This window comes from Pedobacter sp. UC225_65 (assembly GCF_042698365.1).
In the GTDB taxonomy this organism is placed as follows: domain Bacteria; phylum Bacteroidota; class Bacteroidia; order Sphingobacteriales; family Sphingobacteriaceae; genus Pedobacter.
Genome location: NZ_CP170550.1, coordinates 1924300 through 1942399, shown reverse-complemented (window position 1 = coordinate 1942399; position 18100 = coordinate 1924300). Strand labels below are relative to the sequence as shown.

The 18100-nt window shown below is 38.2% G+C and carries 16 protein-coding genes and 1 pseudogene; 12 read left to right on the top strand and 5 right to left on the bottom strand.

Annotation, left to right across the window (positions count from 1 at the left end):
* Positions 1–85: 85 nt before the first annotated feature.
* The 4 genes from ACFJIZ_RS10240 to ACFJIZ_RS10225 form a co-directional block, all read right to left on the bottom strand.
* The gene (locus ACFJIZ_RS10240) at positions 86–1861 is read right to left on the bottom strand and encodes an aromatic amino acid hydroxylase (RefSeq protein ID WP_379093180.1); all 1776 of its coding nucleotides are present in this window, start codon (positions 1859–1861) and stop codon (positions 86–88) included.
* A 316-nt stretch (positions 1862–2177) separates the two neighbouring features.
* Positions 2178–2654: a GtrA family protein gene (locus ACFJIZ_RS10235; protein ID WP_379093177.1), complete on the bottom strand. Its 477-nt coding sequence runs from the start codon at positions 2652–2654 to the stop codon at positions 2178–2180.
* Between the two features lie 3 nt (positions 2655–2657).
* On the bottom strand, positions 2658–4586 hold the full coding sequence (locus tag ACFJIZ_RS10230) for an LTA synthase family protein (protein ID WP_379093174.1): 1929 nt from the start codon (positions 4584–4586) through the stop codon (positions 2658–2660).
* A gap of 300 nt (positions 4587–4886) precedes the next feature.
* On the bottom strand, positions 4887–5969 hold the full coding sequence (locus ACFJIZ_RS10225; protein ID WP_379093171.1) for a calcium:proton antiporter: 1083 nt from the start codon (positions 5967–5969) through the stop codon (positions 4887–4889).
* 181 nt (positions 5970–6150) lie between these two features.
* Here ACFJIZ_RS10225 and ACFJIZ_RS10220 point away from each other — a divergent pair, with 181 nt between their 5' ends.
* Together ACFJIZ_RS10220 and ACFJIZ_RS10215 are read left to right on the top strand one after the other, a co-directional pair.
* Positions 6151–7350 (top strand): NlpC/P60 family protein, encoded by a 1200-nt coding sequence (locus tag ACFJIZ_RS10220; RefSeq protein ID WP_379093168.1) that lies wholly within the window; start codon positions 6151–6153, stop codon positions 7348–7350.
* Positions 7337–7699 (top strand): ArsC/Spx/MgsR family protein, encoded by a 363-nt coding sequence (locus ACFJIZ_RS10215; RefSeq protein ID WP_379093165.1) that lies wholly within the window; start codon positions 7337–7339, stop codon positions 7697–7699. Before ACFJIZ_RS10220 ends, ACFJIZ_RS10215 begins: the two co-directional genes overlap by 14 nt.
* 465 nt (positions 7700–8164) lie before the next feature.
* Here the strand turns inward: ACFJIZ_RS10215 and ACFJIZ_RS10210 are convergent, their stop codons facing one another.
* Complete coding sequence (locus tag ACFJIZ_RS10210; protein ID WP_379093162.1) at positions 8165–9643, bottom strand: glycine--tRNA ligase; 1479 nt, start codon at positions 9641–9643, stop codon at positions 8165–8167.
* Between the two features lie 211 nt (positions 9644–9854).
* Here ACFJIZ_RS10210 and ACFJIZ_RS10205 point away from each other — a divergent pair, with 211 nt between their 5' ends.
* The 10 genes and pseudogenes from ACFJIZ_RS10205 (at position 9855) to dnaN (ending at position 18084) form a co-directional block, all read left to right on the top strand.
* Complete coding sequence (locus ACFJIZ_RS10205; protein WP_379093159.1) at positions 9855–10277, top strand: glycerophosphodiester phosphodiesterase family protein; 423 nt, start codon at positions 9855–9857, stop codon at positions 10275–10277.
* 20 nt (positions 10278–10297) lie between these two features.
* Complete coding sequence (locus tag ACFJIZ_RS10200; protein ID WP_379093156.1) at positions 10298–10774, top strand: hypothetical protein; 477 nt, start codon at positions 10298–10300, stop codon at positions 10772–10774.
* Between the two features lie 60 nt (positions 10775–10834).
* Complete coding sequence (locus ACFJIZ_RS10195) at positions 10835–11500, top strand: ATP-binding cassette domain-containing protein (RefSeq protein WP_379093995.1); 666 nt, start codon at positions 10835–10837, stop codon at positions 11498–11500.
* Positions 11501–11517: 17 nt separating this feature from the next.
* Entirely contained in the window at positions 11518–12024 is a 507-nt protein-coding gene (locus tag ACFJIZ_RS10190; RefSeq protein WP_379093153.1) for a hypothetical protein, read from the top strand.
* Positions 12025–12160: 136 nt separating this feature from the next.
* The gene (locus tag ACFJIZ_RS10185; protein WP_379093150.1) at positions 12161–12796 is read left to right on the top strand and encodes a porin family protein; all 636 of its coding nucleotides are present in this window, start codon (positions 12161–12163) and stop codon (positions 12794–12796) included.
* A gap of 183 nt (positions 12797–12979) precedes the next feature.
* Positions 12980–13486, top strand: a complete 507-nt coding sequence (locus ACFJIZ_RS10180; RefSeq protein ID WP_379093147.1) for a hypothetical protein — start codon at positions 12980–12982, stop codon at positions 13484–13486.
* A 352-nt stretch (positions 13487–13838) separates the two neighbouring features.
* Positions 13839–14417, top strand: coding sequence for a hypothetical protein (locus ACFJIZ_RS10175; RefSeq protein WP_379093144.1), 579 nt, complete (start codon positions 13839–13841; stop codon positions 14415–14417).
* Between the two features lie 96 nt (positions 14418–14513).
* Positions 14514–15242 carry a gliding motility-associated ABC transporter permease subunit GldF gene (gene gldF / locus ACFJIZ_RS10170; RefSeq protein WP_379093141.1) on the top strand — a complete coding sequence of 243 codons (729 nt, stop codon included), beginning with the start codon at positions 14514–14516 and terminating at the stop codon, positions 15240–15242.
* Positions 15236–16924, top strand: a complete 1689-nt coding sequence (gene gldG / locus ACFJIZ_RS10165; protein WP_379093138.1) for a gliding motility-associated ABC transporter substrate-binding protein GldG — start codon at positions 15236–15238, stop codon at positions 16922–16924. The genes gldF and gldG overlap by 7 nt, the downstream gene beginning before the upstream one ends.
* A gap of 33 nt (positions 16925–16957) precedes the next feature.
* Positions 16958–18084: pseudogene (dnaN, locus tag ACFJIZ_RS10160) on the top strand (DNA polymerase III subunit beta).
* Positions 18085–18100 lie beyond the last annotated feature (16 nt).

Genomic DNA, 18100 nt, shown 5'->3' with positions numbered 1-18100 from the left:
TTTTTTGGTATAAAGTACTTATTATGAAGTGTCTAGTAGAAAGTGGTGAAGTTTGTATGGTTACTACTAGATACTTTATATTGCATTAATCTTCTTCTGTGATTAATTGAGTTACGGGATTGGCAATTACATGTAAACCATCATTGATCAATTTGGCATGGTCTGGTTCTGCAGCAGCTTTCATCTCTAGATAAATGCGTAGTTCTTTTTCAAACTCAGCATCAATATTTTTATGAAAAACAATCTCTAGGATCTCTAAAGCACAAAGCCAATCGCTACGGTGTGCAGTTTTTAACTCATTAAATATAGCAGGTAGTTCTTCGTAGCCATTTTGATTTTCTCTAATACCACGTACCTTTTTATACAACACATGTAGCTTTTGCGTACACTCATCATAAGTTACCTTATGCGTTTGTTCTTTGCTTACAAATACGATCTCTTCATATTGGTCTTTATCTGCAGCACCATTAAATACGGATACAATTTTTTCGCCAACGGCCATATCGTAAGTTCCCCATTCAGGTTTGAAGAGGATATTTCCATTACCTTCTTTAACTGTACAATCTTCAAATGCAATCAAAATCAGTTTACTGTCTTCAATCAGGATCTCTTTCACCATACCTACCACTTCAATACCACTCTCGAAAGTTAAATTGGCTTCCTGTCCTTCTAAGATGCCAATCAGCTCCAATTCGATCAATCCATGGTCTTCCAATGGTTTGGTTATGCCTTTTAACTTGCCAACTGGCGATGAAAAACCATCTGCATGGTAATCTTTTCCATGACCTTCCAGCTGTTTGCCAGCAAAGGCCAATGCCGATGGACCTGTGGTTTTGATAAAGGTCAACTGGTCTGCTTGGTCTAGGCCAACATCTGTAAACACACCCGTTAACTGTAGGCCAGAGCTGTATACAGCGGTGCTTGGGTTTTTACATTCAATGGCTTTCAATATACTTTCGGCACCACCTCTTCTAAATGCCATGGTGTCTGCAAAAGCTTCCAACACATCGATCAGGTTTTGGAAAGTTGGTGTTACAAACAGCTGTGGCTGTGGTTTGGTAATGTCGTATTGATAGTTGATGGTATCGATGTTATACCAGATCTTTTCAACATCTGGGTTCATACAGGTTGCACTTTCGCCAATAGAAGAAAGTAGGCCTGCACCATAGATTTTTGGATTTTCTAAAGTTCCAATCAAACCATATTCAACTGTCCACCAATGTAAACGGCCTAGTAAGGCCATTTCCGATGGTTCGCCCATGTTATCGGCAATATGGCGTAATGTCTTCTCTGCAGCGGCAATCTCTTGTTCGTCGGCATCAACGGCCTCTTTTAAGATAGACAGTTTACGGATAGCTTCATACAATTCGAAATCCTTGCTCGAAAACATGGCCTTTGCACCAATAGAACCGAAATAACTCAAATAGTTATTGTAATCTGTATCTGCAATGATCGGCGCATGACCAGCACTTTCGTGGATGATATCTGGTGCAGGTGTATATTCGATATGGTTGATCTGACGGATATCTGCCGCAATCACCAAAACGCGGTAAGCTTGGTATTCCATAAATGCCGCTGGTGGAATAAATCCATCAACAGTAACGGCACCCCAACCAATTTTGCCGAGGTTATCGTTCATGGTCTGCAGGTCGGGAATGTATTCGATACTTAAACCCGCTCTTTGTAACCCTTTGATGTAAGGATAATAGGCCACATGTTTTAAATAGCTATAATTTTGGCGCATTACATATCTCCAAACCGCTTGGTCTATTGGGGTATATTTCTCGTAATGTTGTTCAACTATAAACTGCCTTAAATGTTTAGGGAGTTTGGCTACTTGCTGATTATTAAAATCGCTCATTGTTCATGTGGATATTGATATTGGCTAAAATAGCTTGTTCGGGCTAGTAATCCAAAAAAAGAATGCCCTTTTACGCTAAAATGATGAGAATCATAATTTAAAAGGTTAGGTATTACAAATTGGATTTTCAACTCTTTTTTTTCATGCGCAACAACCACTTCTTTAGGCAAAGGTTATTTTTTGCACAGTTTTTGGTTTGATAAACCCGGTTGTAGCGAGCACGAAGACAAGGAACGAGGCGGAGTAAAGCGAAAAACGGGACTAGCCTTAAAAAAAGCTACTGTTTTTGCTTTGCTAATGAATTAGACGAGACAAATTATTGTTTTTTAACCCTGAAGGAGAAGTATTTTTGAGAGAAATAACTAAACACAGCCAACAAGATTGTAATGAGGGTTTTGGCAATGGTTGGATAGAACAGGAAACCTTCTACCAAAATCTTCATCATGGCATAGTTTAACAATACATTGGTAGCTACTACAGTTGCATACCTAAACAATTGAATGCGCCCTTTAAGTGTGGATTGGGTAAATACCAGGTATTTATTTAGCATAAATCCCACCACAAATGTAAACACAGACTCGATGGCCAAGGCGGCAATGTGTGCAGTAACCAAATAAGAATTGATGGTTACATCTTTCTGTTCTAGGATGTAATTATAGATTACAAAGTAGCTGATGATACCAGTTGCAGCTGTAATGCCACCACTTGCCATGTACCTAAAAGTGTGTAATGAAAACCACTTCTGAAAAGGGGGATAGAAAAAATCGATGATTTTGAGGGCTGCTTTTCTCATCCTTTATTTAACGGTTAACTGGTCTTTGATCATTCTATTGTTGTATTGCTGGATAAAGGCCTTGAGGTACTTCTCTAGGTTATGTTGAACCTCGGGCGATTTGTCTATGAGGTTGTTTTTGGTCAAGCGGTCTGTTTTGAGATTGAATAATGCGGTAGATTTCTGCCCATCGTTGATCAATAGGTAATCTCCTTGGTAGAAACTAAAGCTGCCATCGTTGTTGTTGACTACAAAATTGTTATCTGCAGGGCTCAAGGCATCAAAACCAAAAGCAAAATAAGGTTTATTGTAGTTGAGGTAGTTTAAAACGGTTGGCATAATATCCATCTGTTGGATCAGTTTATCCGTTCTTCCTTTCAGGTTTCCACCTGGATAGTAAAACAGAATAGGGATAGAAAATGAGCCTGGCGTAGTTTGGTACTCGGGCAAATAGGATACGGTAGCATGGTCGGCCACGAGTACAAATAAAGTATTATTGTACCAAGGCATTTTTGAAGCTGTAGCAAAGAATTTTCGGATAGCCATATCGGTATAGCCCATAGGCTCTTGTACAGGTAGTGGACCTTTTGGAAATTTACCTATATATTTTTCGGGTACTTTAAATGGATGGTGTGAAGAAACCGAGAAAAAGGCCGAGAAAAAGGGTTGTTTAAACGTATTGATGGTTTTGGCCATGTACTGCATAAAAGGCTCGTCCCAAATACCCCAGATGCCATCGAAATCTGCATCGTTATTGTACTCGCTTTTGCCATAATACTTTTTGATACCGGCAAGATTGGTGTAGGCCGAAAAACCCATCGAACCATTTGGTGCCCCATGAAAAAATGCGGTTTCGTAACCTTCATCTCCCAATAATTTGGCAATACTTGTGGTCTTGTTGCCCGAATAGGTAGACAATACAAAAGGTTCGCGGATGGAAGGAATACCCGAAATAATGGAGGGTAAGGCATCAATCGATTTCCGACCATTTGCATATGTACGGTTAGAAGTAAAACTGTTGGCCACCAAACTATCGATAAAAGGAGTATAGCCTTTGTATGTACCGTTTAATACATCTTTGTTTAAGGCGCCTACATGCTCCTTACCCAAACTTTCGATCATCAAAAACACCACGTTCAGTTTGTTAAAGGGGTCTTTGTTTGCTGGTTGATGTATAGGATTGTACAAACTATCCAACGTTGGTTCATTGTAATAATTAATGGGTTTTAGATTGGTTGCCTTTAACGTCTTCATGATTGTAAAAGGCGTATTTAAGACCAAACTCATATCGCTAGGCGATTTTACAAAATCGCCGGCATTGCTCATCGTAATGGGTCTGGTGCTATGTCTCCAACCACCACGCATTCCAATTACACAAAGGCCCATGATCAGTACCAAGATCAAGGTATGGCCTGCATAGATCTTCCAGGTAAACCGAGGTGCTTTTTTGATACGTACAACATTGTATAGCTTTATAAATACAAAGATGAAAACAGCAAAGAGTGCCAATAGGTACCAATAATCTGCCAAGAAATCAAAAAACAGCTTTAGCTTGTTCTGCTCGTTGCTAAACTGCGAGAAAACACTTGCCGTAGTGTGTTTTAAGGTATACTTATAATAAACAAAATCGATAAAGTTGGCTAAAAAACCAATGCTATTGGTAATGATGAACAACCATTTACAAAAAGACTGATAACCACTCCTGTACCTAAAGGGGAAGGGGATAGCCTGTAAGATAATGTAGAGCGAATTGAGGTATAGTAAGGCTACGATGTCGAATTTTATCCCGCCCAGAAAGATATACAAGAGATGATCAAATCCGATATGGCTGAACAACGAGCGGTTAAAAATGTAGAAACCCAATCTACAGAGGGTGTACAAAAACAATAAAATCAGGAAACGATAGGCTAATGCTACGTAAATTGATTGCTCGCTTTTATTGGTTTTACTCATTTTTTGCTAAAAGCTGGCAATTTAACTAATGGGAATGGTTTTAAAAAATTTAGTGTTTTAATCTAAAACTTTGATGCTCGATACTCACCTCTCGAATCGGAATGAACCAAATAACGAAATAGAGGATGGTTTAATGTAAGGTAGAAAGTTTAAAGACCGAAGTCTGAAGTCAGAAGTCTTGAGTCGGGAAGTCCGGAAGTAGAGAAGGGTTCTCTACACTCAAATCTCAAGCCCGAATGATACCATTGAACTAATGATACCAATGAACAGTTAAACAATTGGGCAATTAAACAATTAAATCTACGGCGCAATGGTAGTAAATAGGTAAGTAGCAAAAATAACCAATAATACCACACCCTGGAGCATATTGGTTTTGCCTGTGGCCAAAGACAACATGATGGTAAAAAGGGACAGTAGCAAAAGCACCGTTGCTTTCATGTCAATGCCCAAGGTAATGGTCATTCCGGTAAAGATTGCAACAATGGCAACTGCTGGAATGGTTAAGCCGATACTCGCCAAAGCAGAACCCAACGCCAGATTTAAACTGGTTTGTAGCCTGTTTTTTTTCGCTGCTCTATAGGCCGCCAAACCTTCGGGTAAAAGTACCACAGCGGCGATAATTACACCTACTAAAGATTTTGGTGCACCTGCGTTGATCACGGCGCCTTCAATATCTGGCGCCAAAGCTTTGGCCAATAGAACCACTATCCCTAAACACACCAATAACAATAAACCACTTAACAAGGCTGTTTTTTTGGTTGGTGGTTCTGCGTGCGCATCTTCATTCCCATCTTCTCCTGGTGGAAGAAAAAAATCTCGATGTCTGACGGTTTGAGTCAATACAAAAGCCCCATAAATGATAAGTGAGATGATGGCAACAAAGCCCAGTTGGATTGGGCTATAAAATGGCCCGGGGCGGCTTGTGGTATAATTTGGTAGAATAAGTGTAAGCACAATAATGGCACTTAAAGCAACCAGGGCCACACTTACACCGCTTAAACTAAATTGCTGTTCTTTATATTTAGCACCACCAACCAATAAACAGATTCCGATCATTCCTGTTAAAATGATCATTACAGCCGCCAAAACCGTATCTCTGGCTAATGCTGTTGTTTCTGGTCCACCAGTTAGCATTAACGATACAATCAGTGCAACCTCTATGGTGGTAATGGCCAAGGCTAATAATAGTGTTCCATAAGGTTCCCCAACACGATGTGCAACAACCTCTGCATGGTGTACGGCAGCTAAAACACTTCCAATCAATAAGGCGGTTAAGATGATAATATATAGGGTACCCAATCCACTAATGGGACTGAAATAAGCAATCCAGGCCAAAATGGGCACGGCAATTGTCCAAAAAGGTAGTGGTAATTTTTTTAGCATTAAGATTGATTTAATTGATTGATAAAAATGGTGTAGCTAATATAACACATCTAGCTAAGAACTGTTTGGAAAATAATAGGCTAATGTTTCCACAAATCTAAGATTGTAAATATTAAATTACCTAACAATTCGGCTTAAAGAATCAAGTTTGCGTAACTTAGTTTTTTAATTTAAATAAGAAATGAAAAGGTTTTATATAGCTCTGGTTTTATGTATCAATGTAATGATGGCCAATGGCCAAACAGACACTGCTGCTTATAGGGCCAAAGCTATCGAGATACAGCGAAAATATGCGCCAGATAAAAGAGCCATCTATTTTAATCTTCAGATTAAAGGCGATTCGGTAAGGTTAGAAAGTACTTCTCAAAAGGTATTGAATGAGTTTGAGCAGGTACGTCCTAACTCGGATGCACTAAAGTTTAGTGCGGTGCTGCTGCCTGCCAAATCCTTAAATGGTTTTGATTATGGAGTGGCCAACCTTTCGGTCTGTAACAATAGAGCAAACCCACAACATGGTGCAGAACTGATGACGCAAATGTTATTGGGAACCCCAGTTAGGGTATTGAAAAAACAAGGTGGGTTTTATCTGGTCGAAACACCCGATGGTTACTTGGCATGGACAGATAGCGGAGCCATTAAATTAATGGACCAACAACAATACGAAGCTTGGAAAAAGGCTCATAAGATTGTGTTTACAAGTGATTATGGACATGGTTTTACAGCACCTGACCTCAATAGCAAAAGGGTGTCTGACTTGGTAAATGGAAACATCCTACAATTATTAGGGCAAGAGAAAGATTTTTTAAAAGTGGCTTATCCAGATGGAAGGGTAGCTTACTTGCCCAAAGCACAAACAAGCGCTTATCAGCAATGGGTAAAAAGACCAAACCCAAATGCAAATGCTATTTTGGCAACTGCACAAACCTTATTGGGTGTTCCTTATTTATGGGGTGGTACCTCTATCAAAGGAGTTGATTGTAGTGGTTTTACCAAAACGGCCTACTTTTTAAATGGTATCGTCATTCCGAGAGATGCTTCGCAACAAGCCTTGGTAGGGGATGCCATTGATGTGTTGGAACACGACTCGATCAGTGTGGCCAAATGTTTGAAGAATCTACAGCCGGGCGACCTCTTGTTTTTCTCTGCCGCAAAACGGAGAGGGATAAATGGAGGTAAGGTTTCGCATACTGCAATCTATATGGGTAATGGCGAGTTTATCCAGTCGGCTGGAATGGTAAAGATCAATAGCTTGGTGCCAACTGCAGCAAATTATGATGGTGGACAAAGCACAACTCTGGTGGGTGCACGTAGATTATTGACAGAGATAGGAAAACCAGAGATCACAAGGATAGACCAACACGATTGGTATGGGAAAAACTAATATGACCATCATTTATCACAATAAAAGCTGTAGCAAGAGTTGTAGTGCTTTAGAAGTATTAAAACAAAGTGGAAAACCTTTCGAAATCATCGAATACTTGGCTGATGTACCCACTGTTGAGGAGTTGAAAGTAATTGTAAACAAACTACAATGCAGACCTCACGACTTGATCAGGACAAACGAGAAAATCTATATTGCGCAGTTTAAAGGAAAGGACCTGACAGATGAGGAATCGATCTTGGCCATGCACGAAAATCCCATCCTGATCCAAAGACCTATTATAGTGGATGGCAATCAAGCGATGGTGGCCAGAACACCTGAAGCATTAGCCAGTATCCATAAAAGCTAAGGTTGGCCTGGGTTTGTAATCTAGACTGCACTATGGGTGGATTTTAAATCCACAATTATCATAGTCGAGATTGCAAATCTCGACTTACGAGGAGATGCGTTTAGGTTTAGAATTTTGTTTTGGAATTATCTCAAGCCCAAGCACCACCTCAACGTTCTATCAAAATCGGCCTTGGCCTGTTCGGAATGAAGCAATAAGCCTAAGCATTTGCTTTAGTAGAACAGGGCGCAGCCGTGGATTTTTTTGCATACTTTTTTCATCTACAGGAAAAAAGTTTGTCCGCGAAGCGACAGAATCATCAAATAGTAGCTGGAAATAATTGATTTCAAGATGAGTCATTGATTATAATTATAAAATCGATGTTAGTTTAGATTACAAATCCACAATTATCATAAGCGAGATTGCAAATCTCGACCAACAAAAAAGCCAATCCTTTTCAGAATTGGCTTTAAATATATTTTTAAATTAAGCCAGTAAGTTTCTCCAGCTTACTTTGCCTTCAATAATTGAATGGAGTTCTTTAATTTCAATACGTTGTTGCTCCATGGTATCGCGGTGACGGATAGTAACGGTATTGTCTTCTAAACTTTGATGGTCAATGGTTAAACAGAAAGGCGTTCCAATTGCATCCTGACGGCGGTAACGTTTACCAATCGCATCTTTCTCTTCGTAGATGCAGTTGAAATCAAATTTCAGGCTATCCATAATTTCTCTGGCTTTTTCTGGCAGGCCGTCTTTTTTGGTCAACGGGAAAATCGCCACCTTGATTGGTGCCAATGCAGGGTGTAAGCGCAATAAAGTACGGCTATCTTGTTTTTCTGGTGTACTTAGGTCCTGCTCTTCAAAAGCATTGATCATGGTTAACAAGAACATACGGTCTAAACCAATCGAAGTTTCGATCACATAGGGTACATAGTTGCCATAAGGTTTACCTTCTTCGTTTAGGTCGTTGTCAAAATATTGCATCTTTTTACCAGAATACTCTTGGTGCTGTGTTAAATCGAAATCGGTACGGCTATGGATACCTTCTACCTCTTTAAATCCGAATGGGAATTCAAATTCGATATCTGTAGCGGCATTGGCATAATGTGCCAATTTAACATGGTCGTGGAAACGGTATTTTTCAGGAGCTGTTCCTAAGGCTTGGTGCCATTTTAAACGGGCTTCTTTCCAATAGGCAAACCATTTTTTGTCTTCGCCAGGGCGAACAAAGAATTGCATTTCCATTTGCTCAAACTCGCGCATACGCATAATGAACTGACGGGCAATTACCTCATTTCTAAACGCTTTACCAATTTGTGCAATCCCGAAAGGAATTTTCATCCTTCCAGATTTCTGTACATTTAAAAAGTTAACAAATATGCCTTGCGCAGTTTCTGGACGAAGATAAACTTCATCACTACCTTCTGCCATTGCACCAAATTGGGTACTGAACATCAGGTTGAACTGACGTACATCGGTCCAGTTTTTAGTGCCACTAACCGGACAAGCAATTTCATGCTCTTCAATCAGTACTTTTAAACGAGGTAAGTCTTCGGCCGTTAAAGCGGCATCCATATCAGCTTGTAGTTTGGCAGCTTTATCTGTTTTGCCGTCTTTTTCATAACGGGCAATCTTATCTTCTAACAACTGGTCGGCACGGTAACGTTTTTTCGAATCCTTATTGTCGATCATTCGATCGTTAAAGCCATCTACGTGTCCACTTGCCTTCCATACTTTTGGGTGCATAAAAATTGCAGAATCGATGCCCACAATATTTTCGTGCATCTGCACCATTGCTTTCCACCAGTAGGTTTTGATGTTGTTTTTTAGTTCGGCACCTAATTGCCCATAATCATAAACAGCACTTAAACCATCATATATTTCGCTGCTTTGAAATACAAAACCGTATTCCTTAGCATGAGAGATTACATTTTTAAATTGTTCGTCGTTTGTTTTAGCCATAATGTAGCAAAGATAATAATAAGTCGGAAGATTGGAAGTTTATAGTCCGAAGTCAGTAGCCGGAAAGTTCGGAGTTATTCAATATAACCTTCCTTTTCCATCCCACCTCTTCCATCTTCCCCTCCTTCCACTCACATTTATGTTACGGGGCCTTTATCAGAATTTAACAGTAGCACAATCCAACATTAAAACAATTAACTTATTTTTGGCCATGAAACAATTTAACTTATTGATTGTCGCAGCTTGTATACTGTGCCTATCTTTTATTGCACCTGCAAAACATCATTATATCTCTTTCCGCAATGCGGACGACCTAAGAAGCTTTTTAAATCTTAAAACAACTGGTTTTCCATTGATCAGTGCACACCGTGGTGGTCCAATGGCAGGTTTCCCAGAGAATGCGATTGAAACATTTGAAAATGCAACTACACATCAACCTGTAATTATTGAGTTTGATGTGGCTTTAAGCAAAGATTCTGCGCTAGTGATCATGCACGATGATAAATTGGATAGAACCAGTACAGGAACTGGAGCGATTGGTAATTATACTTATGCAGAACTGCAAAAACTAACCCTTAAAGATGATGATGGAAAAGTAACCCCTTTCAAGATCCGACTCTTGATCAGGTTTTAACATGGGGCAAAAACAAAGTGTTGTTCACTATCGATATTAAACGTGGTGTACCTTATGCTAAAATTGTGGCGGCTGTACGTAGAACCAAAGCAGAAAACAATTCGATCATCATTACTTATAATGCCAATCAGGCAGCTGAAGTACATAAATTGGCGCCAGACTTAATGATTTCTGCTTCTGCAAGAAGTGTAGCAGATATCGAACGTTTAAACCAGATGGGCGTTCCTAACAATAGGATTGTAGCTTTTGTAGGCACGTCAGCTCCAGATAAGACAGTTTACGAATACTTGCACAGCAAGGGCATTACCTGTATTTTAGGTACCATGGGCAACTTAGATAAAAGTGCCATTGCCAATCCAAACCAAAAAGTTTACGAACAATTGTTGAGCAATGGAGCCGATATCATATCTACAGACGAACTCGTATTGGCAGGTACACAATTTGATAGTTATAGAACCAATAAAAAACTTAAATTTGCCAACCTAACAGTGAAGTAAATTGAGTATTAAGGTAAAAGAACTTACAAAAAACTTTGGTCAACAAAAAGCAGTTGGAGGATCAGCTTTGAGGCGAAACCTGGTCCGATCTTAGGGTTTCTGGGTCCGAATGGAGCCGGGAAGTCTACCACCATGAAAATGCTTACTGGTTATCTTGCACCTACTTCTGGTGATGCCGAGATCTGTGGAAAAAGTATATTGAAAGATGAACTTTCCGTTAAAAGGTCAATTGGTTATCTGCCAGAAAATACGCCTTTATACCATGATATGTATATCCGTGAGTTTTTAACTTTTGTTGGCCAGACCTATCAAGTAGAAAACTTGGTGCATCGGGTAGAAGATGTGATCAAACAAGTTGGATTAACACCAGAACAGCACAAAAAAATTGGGATGTTGTCTAAAGGTTATAAACAAAGGGTGGGTTTGGCCCAAGCCATTATCCACGAGCCTCAAGTGTTGATATTGGATGAGCCAACTTCTGGTCTGGATCCAAACCAATTGACAGATATCAGGGCCTTGATCAAAAACCTAGGGCAAGATAAAACGGTAATTCTTTCAACGCATATCATGCAAGAAGTAGAAGCCATCTGCGATGATATCATTATCATCAATAAAGGTCAATTGGTGGCCAATACCTCATTGGCAGAATTAAAAAAACAACATGCTTCACAATCGTTAGAAGAGATTTTTAAAAAACTAACTTTAATTAAACCGAATGAAATTTAGGTACCCTTCTCGTTTTTTTGTTTACTGTTTCAATTTTTACTGCTGTAAATGCGCAGCAATCGAATATTGGTTTTGGTACTGAAGTTAACTTTCCTTCAGGTAATTCTTCAAATGCCAGTGCGGTTGGCTTAGGTGGGTATGTAAAGGCCGAATTGGGTTTGTCTCCCAAATTCTCTTTAACAGCGAATGGTAGTGTAACCAATTTTTTTGGTCGAAGATTCTTTGGAGCCAAAAGTCCTTCTCGTGTATATGCACCTGTAAAGGCGGGTTTCAAATATTATACTGATGAAAACTTTTATGTAGAAGGGCAACTTGGAGCAGCGATACCTATCAACCATGATGGCAAGACGAGTTTTGCATGGGCACCAGGTATTGGTACTTATATCAAAACACGAGGGTCTGCCAATAAATTCGATATTGGTTTAAGGTACGAGGGTTGGACAAGCTCAAGTGTAGTGAACACCAATAAATCAACAACCTTTAGTTTTATAGGGATAAGGTTGGGTTATGTGTTTGGATTGTAGTGATTAATATACTTTTAGTTAAAAAGCTTTCAGTTACTGAAAGCTTTTTTTGTTTGAGTAGAATTTAAACTAAGTAACACGTTTAAGAATAAAACTTTTTTATATTTGGATAACTTAAAACAAATTTATTTAAAATATGAAAAAACTATTACTATCATTAACGTTGGTTGTGGGCTTAGGTTTGGCAACTCATGCTCAAACAAAAAATCCATTACAAATTGGACTTAAAGCTGGGGTTAATTTTGCAAATGCTTCTGTTAGCAATGACAATTTTTATACAAGTTTTAAAGCCAATACCACTTTCTACTTTGGCGGAACAATAGATTTTGCCATTGGTGAAATGCTTTCTTTACAACCAGGTTTAACGTTAATTGGAAAGGGAACCAAATTAACAGCAACCGATGAAGATGAAACATTTACCACAAAATTAAATACAATGAATTTAGAGGTTCCGGTTAATTTATTGGTGAATCTTAAAGCTGGCGATGGTAAAGTTTTTCTTGGAGGTGGACCTTATTATTCTGTTGCACTTAGTGGAAAACTGAAACACTCTGATGAAGAAGATGAAGATGTAAAGTTTGGTTCTGATGATCAATCAGACCTAAGAAGAGGAGATTTTGGCTTAAATTTTTTATTGGGATATAGATTAAATAATGGCTTTAATATTCATGGTGGTTACAGTGTAGGTCTAAAGGATGTATCAGCTGGAAATATGGAAGATGTAAAAATCAAAAATAAAGCATTTTCAGTCGGAATAGGCTTCTCTTTTTAATAGTTTGCCATAAAGAATAGGATACCTAATTTAATCATTCTTCTGAGCTGATTATAAAATAATTTAGGACTATTTGTTGCATTAAGAGTAGTTTTTGCGTTTGACTCATCACAATAAACTATAGAAAAATAAACCTATAAATATTAGTATATCAACTATTTAATTACCATTAAAAACAAACACATGAAGAAATTATTACTATCATTAGCACTGGTTGCTGGCTTAGGTTTGGCAGCTCATGCACAAACAGAAGGTGCTGTAAAAAAAATAAGCATTGGTGGCGAAGTAGGTTTACCAAGTCAAAAGTGGTTTAGAGATTACATGATGGTTGGTGCATCCCTGCAATATGAACAACCTGTTGCAAAATCGTTTAATTTGACTTTTTTGGCAGGTTATACCAATATGTTTGATACAGAAAAGAATTCTTCTGACAATATTGACTATATTCCTTTAAAAGCCGGGGGTAAGTATTATTTTGGTGGAAATTTTTATGGAGCTGGAGAAATTGGTATTGTATTCCAAACAGGGAATGGCCCAGGTCCAGCTTTCTCATTTGCACCGACCTTAGGTGCGGCTTTTTCTATTGCAGAGAAAACCAGTTTAGATTTTGGCTTACGTTATGAAACATGGTCTGCTCAAGGCTCTGGTTCATTTGTAGGTTTAAGAGCGGCTTTTGCATTCGGATATTAAATCTTATTCAATAATATAAAGCCCTTAGGATAATCTAAAGGCTTTTTTGTTGAACAGCAATACCTAATTAAATCATTTACCTGATTTAAAATAATTCTGAACTACTTGTTGCATTCAGGTGAACTTTTGCGTTTGGTCTGTAACAATAAACCTTGTATGATCAAAGCTTTTAACTCTGCTGTGTTTTTCTAAAAATCCATCAACAATAACTAAATAATTCTTTTTAGAATAAAATAAAGATGCATCTTTATAGAAAAAATAAACCTATACAAGATTATTATATCAACTATTTAAATCAAATGATGATACCTGCCAGATAGGTAAGGCTTCATTACCATTAAAAAACAAACACATGAAAAAATTATTACTCTCATTTGCAATTGTTGTTGGGTTAGGTCTGGTAGCAAATGCGCAAAAAGAAGGTCCAGTTAATAAAATAAGTATCGGCCCTGATTTTCTTTATCCTTTTGGTACAGTAACAGATTTGGGGAAATTATCAGATTATTATAAACTGGGTTATGGAGGTTCTATAATGGGCGAATATAATATTACGAAAAAACTAAACCTAACAGGCAGTATTGGTTACATGTCTCTTGCTTATAGTAAAAAAGTTAAAGATGCAAATGTGGGAACAACCGTGAATACCGACAATAATGTTTATTACCCAATTAAATTAGGTGCTAAATATTATTTTGGTCCTGTTTATGCTGCTGCCGATGCAGGTGTGGGTTTGAGCCTTGAAGATGATAGGAACTCAACATTTGCTTTCTCTGGTACAGTAGGTAAAACTTTTTCAGTTTCGCCTAAATCAAGTATTGACCTAGGTATACGTTACGAGGGTTGGTCAATGTACCGTGATCAAGTAGGCATTACTTTTGTAGACAATTATTCTTTTGTAGGCATACGTTTAGCTTATGCTTTTGGCCTTTAAGCCTTAAAAAATATAATTTAAAAAGTCTCGACTATTTTGTCGGGACTTTTTTGTTTTAGCAGATATTGTATAACTTCGGCAACACAATCCAAACGCATGTACGCAGTTTTTAAAAGAGAATTATTTAGCTTCCTCAACTCGCTGATGGCCTATATCACCATTGGTATATTTTTGTTGGCCTGTGCTTTATTATTGTGGTTTTTCCCTGATACTTCTATTCTAGACTATGGTTATGCCGAATTGAATGGCTTCTTTAACCTAGTGCCTTTTTTGTTTATGTTTTTAATTCCGGCCATTAGCATGCGTTCATTTGCCGAAGAACGCAGAGAAGGTACTTATGTGCTTTTGGCAACCCGCCCTTTAAGCGATCTACAGATCATCATGGCCAAGTATCTGGCCTGCGTGGCACTTTTGCTTTTTGCATTGGTTCCAACATTGGTCTATTATTATAGTATTTACGAACTGGGCTACCCAAAAGGAAATATAGACTCTGGTGCGGTAATAGGCTCTTATTTAGGACTGTTTTTGTTGGGCAATGCCTTTACGGCAATAGGTATATTTGCATCGTCCATTACAAAAAATCAGGTTATTGCCTTCGCTGTAGCCGTTTTTTTATGCTTTTTTGCGTATAGCGGTCTTGATTCGATCAGCAAGATTTTTGAACTGCAATATTTAGGAACCCTATTGGTTAACCTAGGCATCAACGAGCATTATCAATCCATCAGTAGAGGGGTATTGGATACGAGGGACCTGATTTACTTCATCTCTTTTGTAGTGGTCTTTCTAGGTTTGACCAAATTGGCGATAGGAGGTAGAAAATGGTAAAAAATCAAGCTAAATACCTCAAAGCATTGATTTTTGTGTTTGTACTGGTATTGTTCAATATTGCAGGACAATACTTTTATACCCGTTTTGACTTTACCAAAGAAAAGCGATATACCTTAAATCAAAAAACGAAAGAGACCTTACAAAAAACAACCAAGGATATTACCATCACGGTTTTTTTAGATGGGGAAATACCTGCTGCATTTAAAAGATTGCGCAATGCCACAAAAGATCTATTGAACGATTATAAAGCCTATTCAAACGCAAACGTTAAGATTGTTTTCGAGGACCCTTTAAAAGATGTACCCGCCAATGAACAAGATGGACTAATCAATGAGCTTGTGCAAAAAGGAATCAAACCCGTTGCTGTGAATATTAAAAATGATGCTGGACTTACGCAGAAACTGATTTTTCCGATGGCATTGATTACCTACGACAATAAAGATATTCCTATCAATTTATTGCAGAAAACAGGTGGTGCAGCAACAGACTACGAAGAAAATATCAACAGTTCTATCCAAAATCTGGAATATACCTTTACTACGGCTTTAAAAAGATTGCTGAAAGGCAGAAGCCCGATCATTGGTTTTACCGAAGGGCATGGAGAAGCTTCAGACCTTTACCTTTACGATGCGATCAATAGCCTTTCTCAGCAGTATTTTGTGGGTAGGGTAAATCTTTCGGCCATGAACAAACAGGCTTTAGATAGCTTAAACGTATTGGTGATTGTAAAACCTAAAATGCCATTTACAGAGCTTGAAAAATACAAGATCAATTATTTTGTAATGAAGGGTGGAAGATTGGTATGGTCTATTGACCAAGTGAATGCTGAGCTGGATAGCCTACAAAATAAGGGGCAGATAATGGCATTCAACAATAAGCTGAACATTGACGACATGTTGTTTGAATATGGTGCCCGTATCAATTATAACCTGATCACTGATTTAAACTGTGCCATGATTCCCTTGGCTACAGGTGCACCCGGTCAACAGACCCAAATTGACATGGCTCCATGGTTATATTATCCAATCCTTATTCCAGATACCAATAGCAACATCGTTAAAAACCTAGATGGCATTCGGAGTCAATTTGCAAGTACGGTTGATACCATTGGAGTAGCGAACGTGAGTAAAAAGATCATCCTGCAAAGTTCTCCCTATAACAAAATTTTTGAAACCCCTAAAATGCTTTCTATCCAAATGGCAGCACAACAGCCTGAGCAAAAAGAGTATACGAGTAGGCCTCAAACAGCTGGTGTTTTGTTGGAGGGTAGTTTTAGATCAGTGTTTTTAGATCGTCCGATACCCGAAGGCATAACCGAAAATTACAATGTGCCAACCAACAGTAAACCTACAAAAATGGTGGTGATTGGCGATGGAGATATTTTTACCAATCAGGTAAGCAAGACCGAAAACTCTCCTTTCCCTTTAGGATTTGATCGGTATACACAACAGAATTTCGGAAATAAAGCGTTATTGTTAAACATTGCAGATTATTTTACAGACGATGACAATCTCATCGCCCTGCGCAACAAAGAAATTAAAGTTAGGTTATTAGACAAGGTGCGTTTGCGTACAGAAAAAGTGAAATGGCAGCTAATAAATTCAATTGGGCCACTTTTATTGTTAATATGTTTCGCAATTTTTCAACATTATTACCGTAAGCATAAGTATGCGAAGTAATTTTTATATTTTTGAGATTATACAAAACAAACTATGAGATTTATAGTATCAACTTCAACGCTATTAAAACATTTACAAACAGTTAATGGTGCTTCTAGCAGCAGTACTGTTTTGCCTATATTAGAAAATTTCTTGTTCGAGAATCAAAGATGGAAACCTAACCATTTCGGCAACAGATCTTCAAACAAGTATGACTACTTCTTTACCTGTTGAGTCTAAAGAAGAAGGTAAAGTGGCTGTTCCATCTAGAATATTATTGGATACTTTAAAAACCTTACCGGATCAACCGATTTCTTTCAATATTGACGACAATACTTTCTCTATCGAAATTAGCGCTGGTGATGGTAAATATAAACTGAGCGGAGAGAATGGGGATGATTTTCCTAAAATCCCTGTGGTAGAAAATGCTTCATCTGTAAATTTGCCAGCTTCGGTTTTAACAGAGGCGATTACCAAAACCATTTTTGCAGTTAGTAACGACGAGTTGAGACCAGCAATGACAGGTGTTTATTGTCAACTTTCTCCTCAGCATATCACCTTTGTAGCTACAGATGCACATAAATTGGTACGTTACCGCAGAATGGATAGCAAAGCAGATAAAGCTTCTTCTTTTATCTTGCCTAAAAAAGCTTTAACACTTTTAAAAGCAGCTTTACCAAATACCGATGTTAACGTTTCTGTTGATTACAATGCCACCAGTGCCTTCTTTAAATTTGATAACATCAACCTGGTTTGTCGTTTGATCGATGAACGTTACCCAGATTACGAGGCTGTAATTCCTGCAAACAATCCAAACAAATTGGTAATAGACAGGGCTTTGTTCTTAAATACCTTACGTAGGGTGGTCGATCTTCGCTAACAAGACTACACATCAAGTGCGATTAAAGATCAACGGAAGCGAATTGAACATTTCTTCTGAAGATTTGGATTTTGCCAACGAGGCACATGAGCGTTTAAGCTGCCAATACGAAGGTGAAGATTTAGAAATTGGCTTTAATGCACGTTTCCTGATTGAAATGTTGAGCAACCTAAGTGGCGAAGAAGTGACTTTAGAACTGTCAACACCTAACCGTGCAGGTCTACTTATTCCACAAACAAATGATGAAAACGAAGATGTTTTAATGTTGGTAATGCCAGTGATGTTAAACAATAGTTATTAAATAATTAAAATTTTAG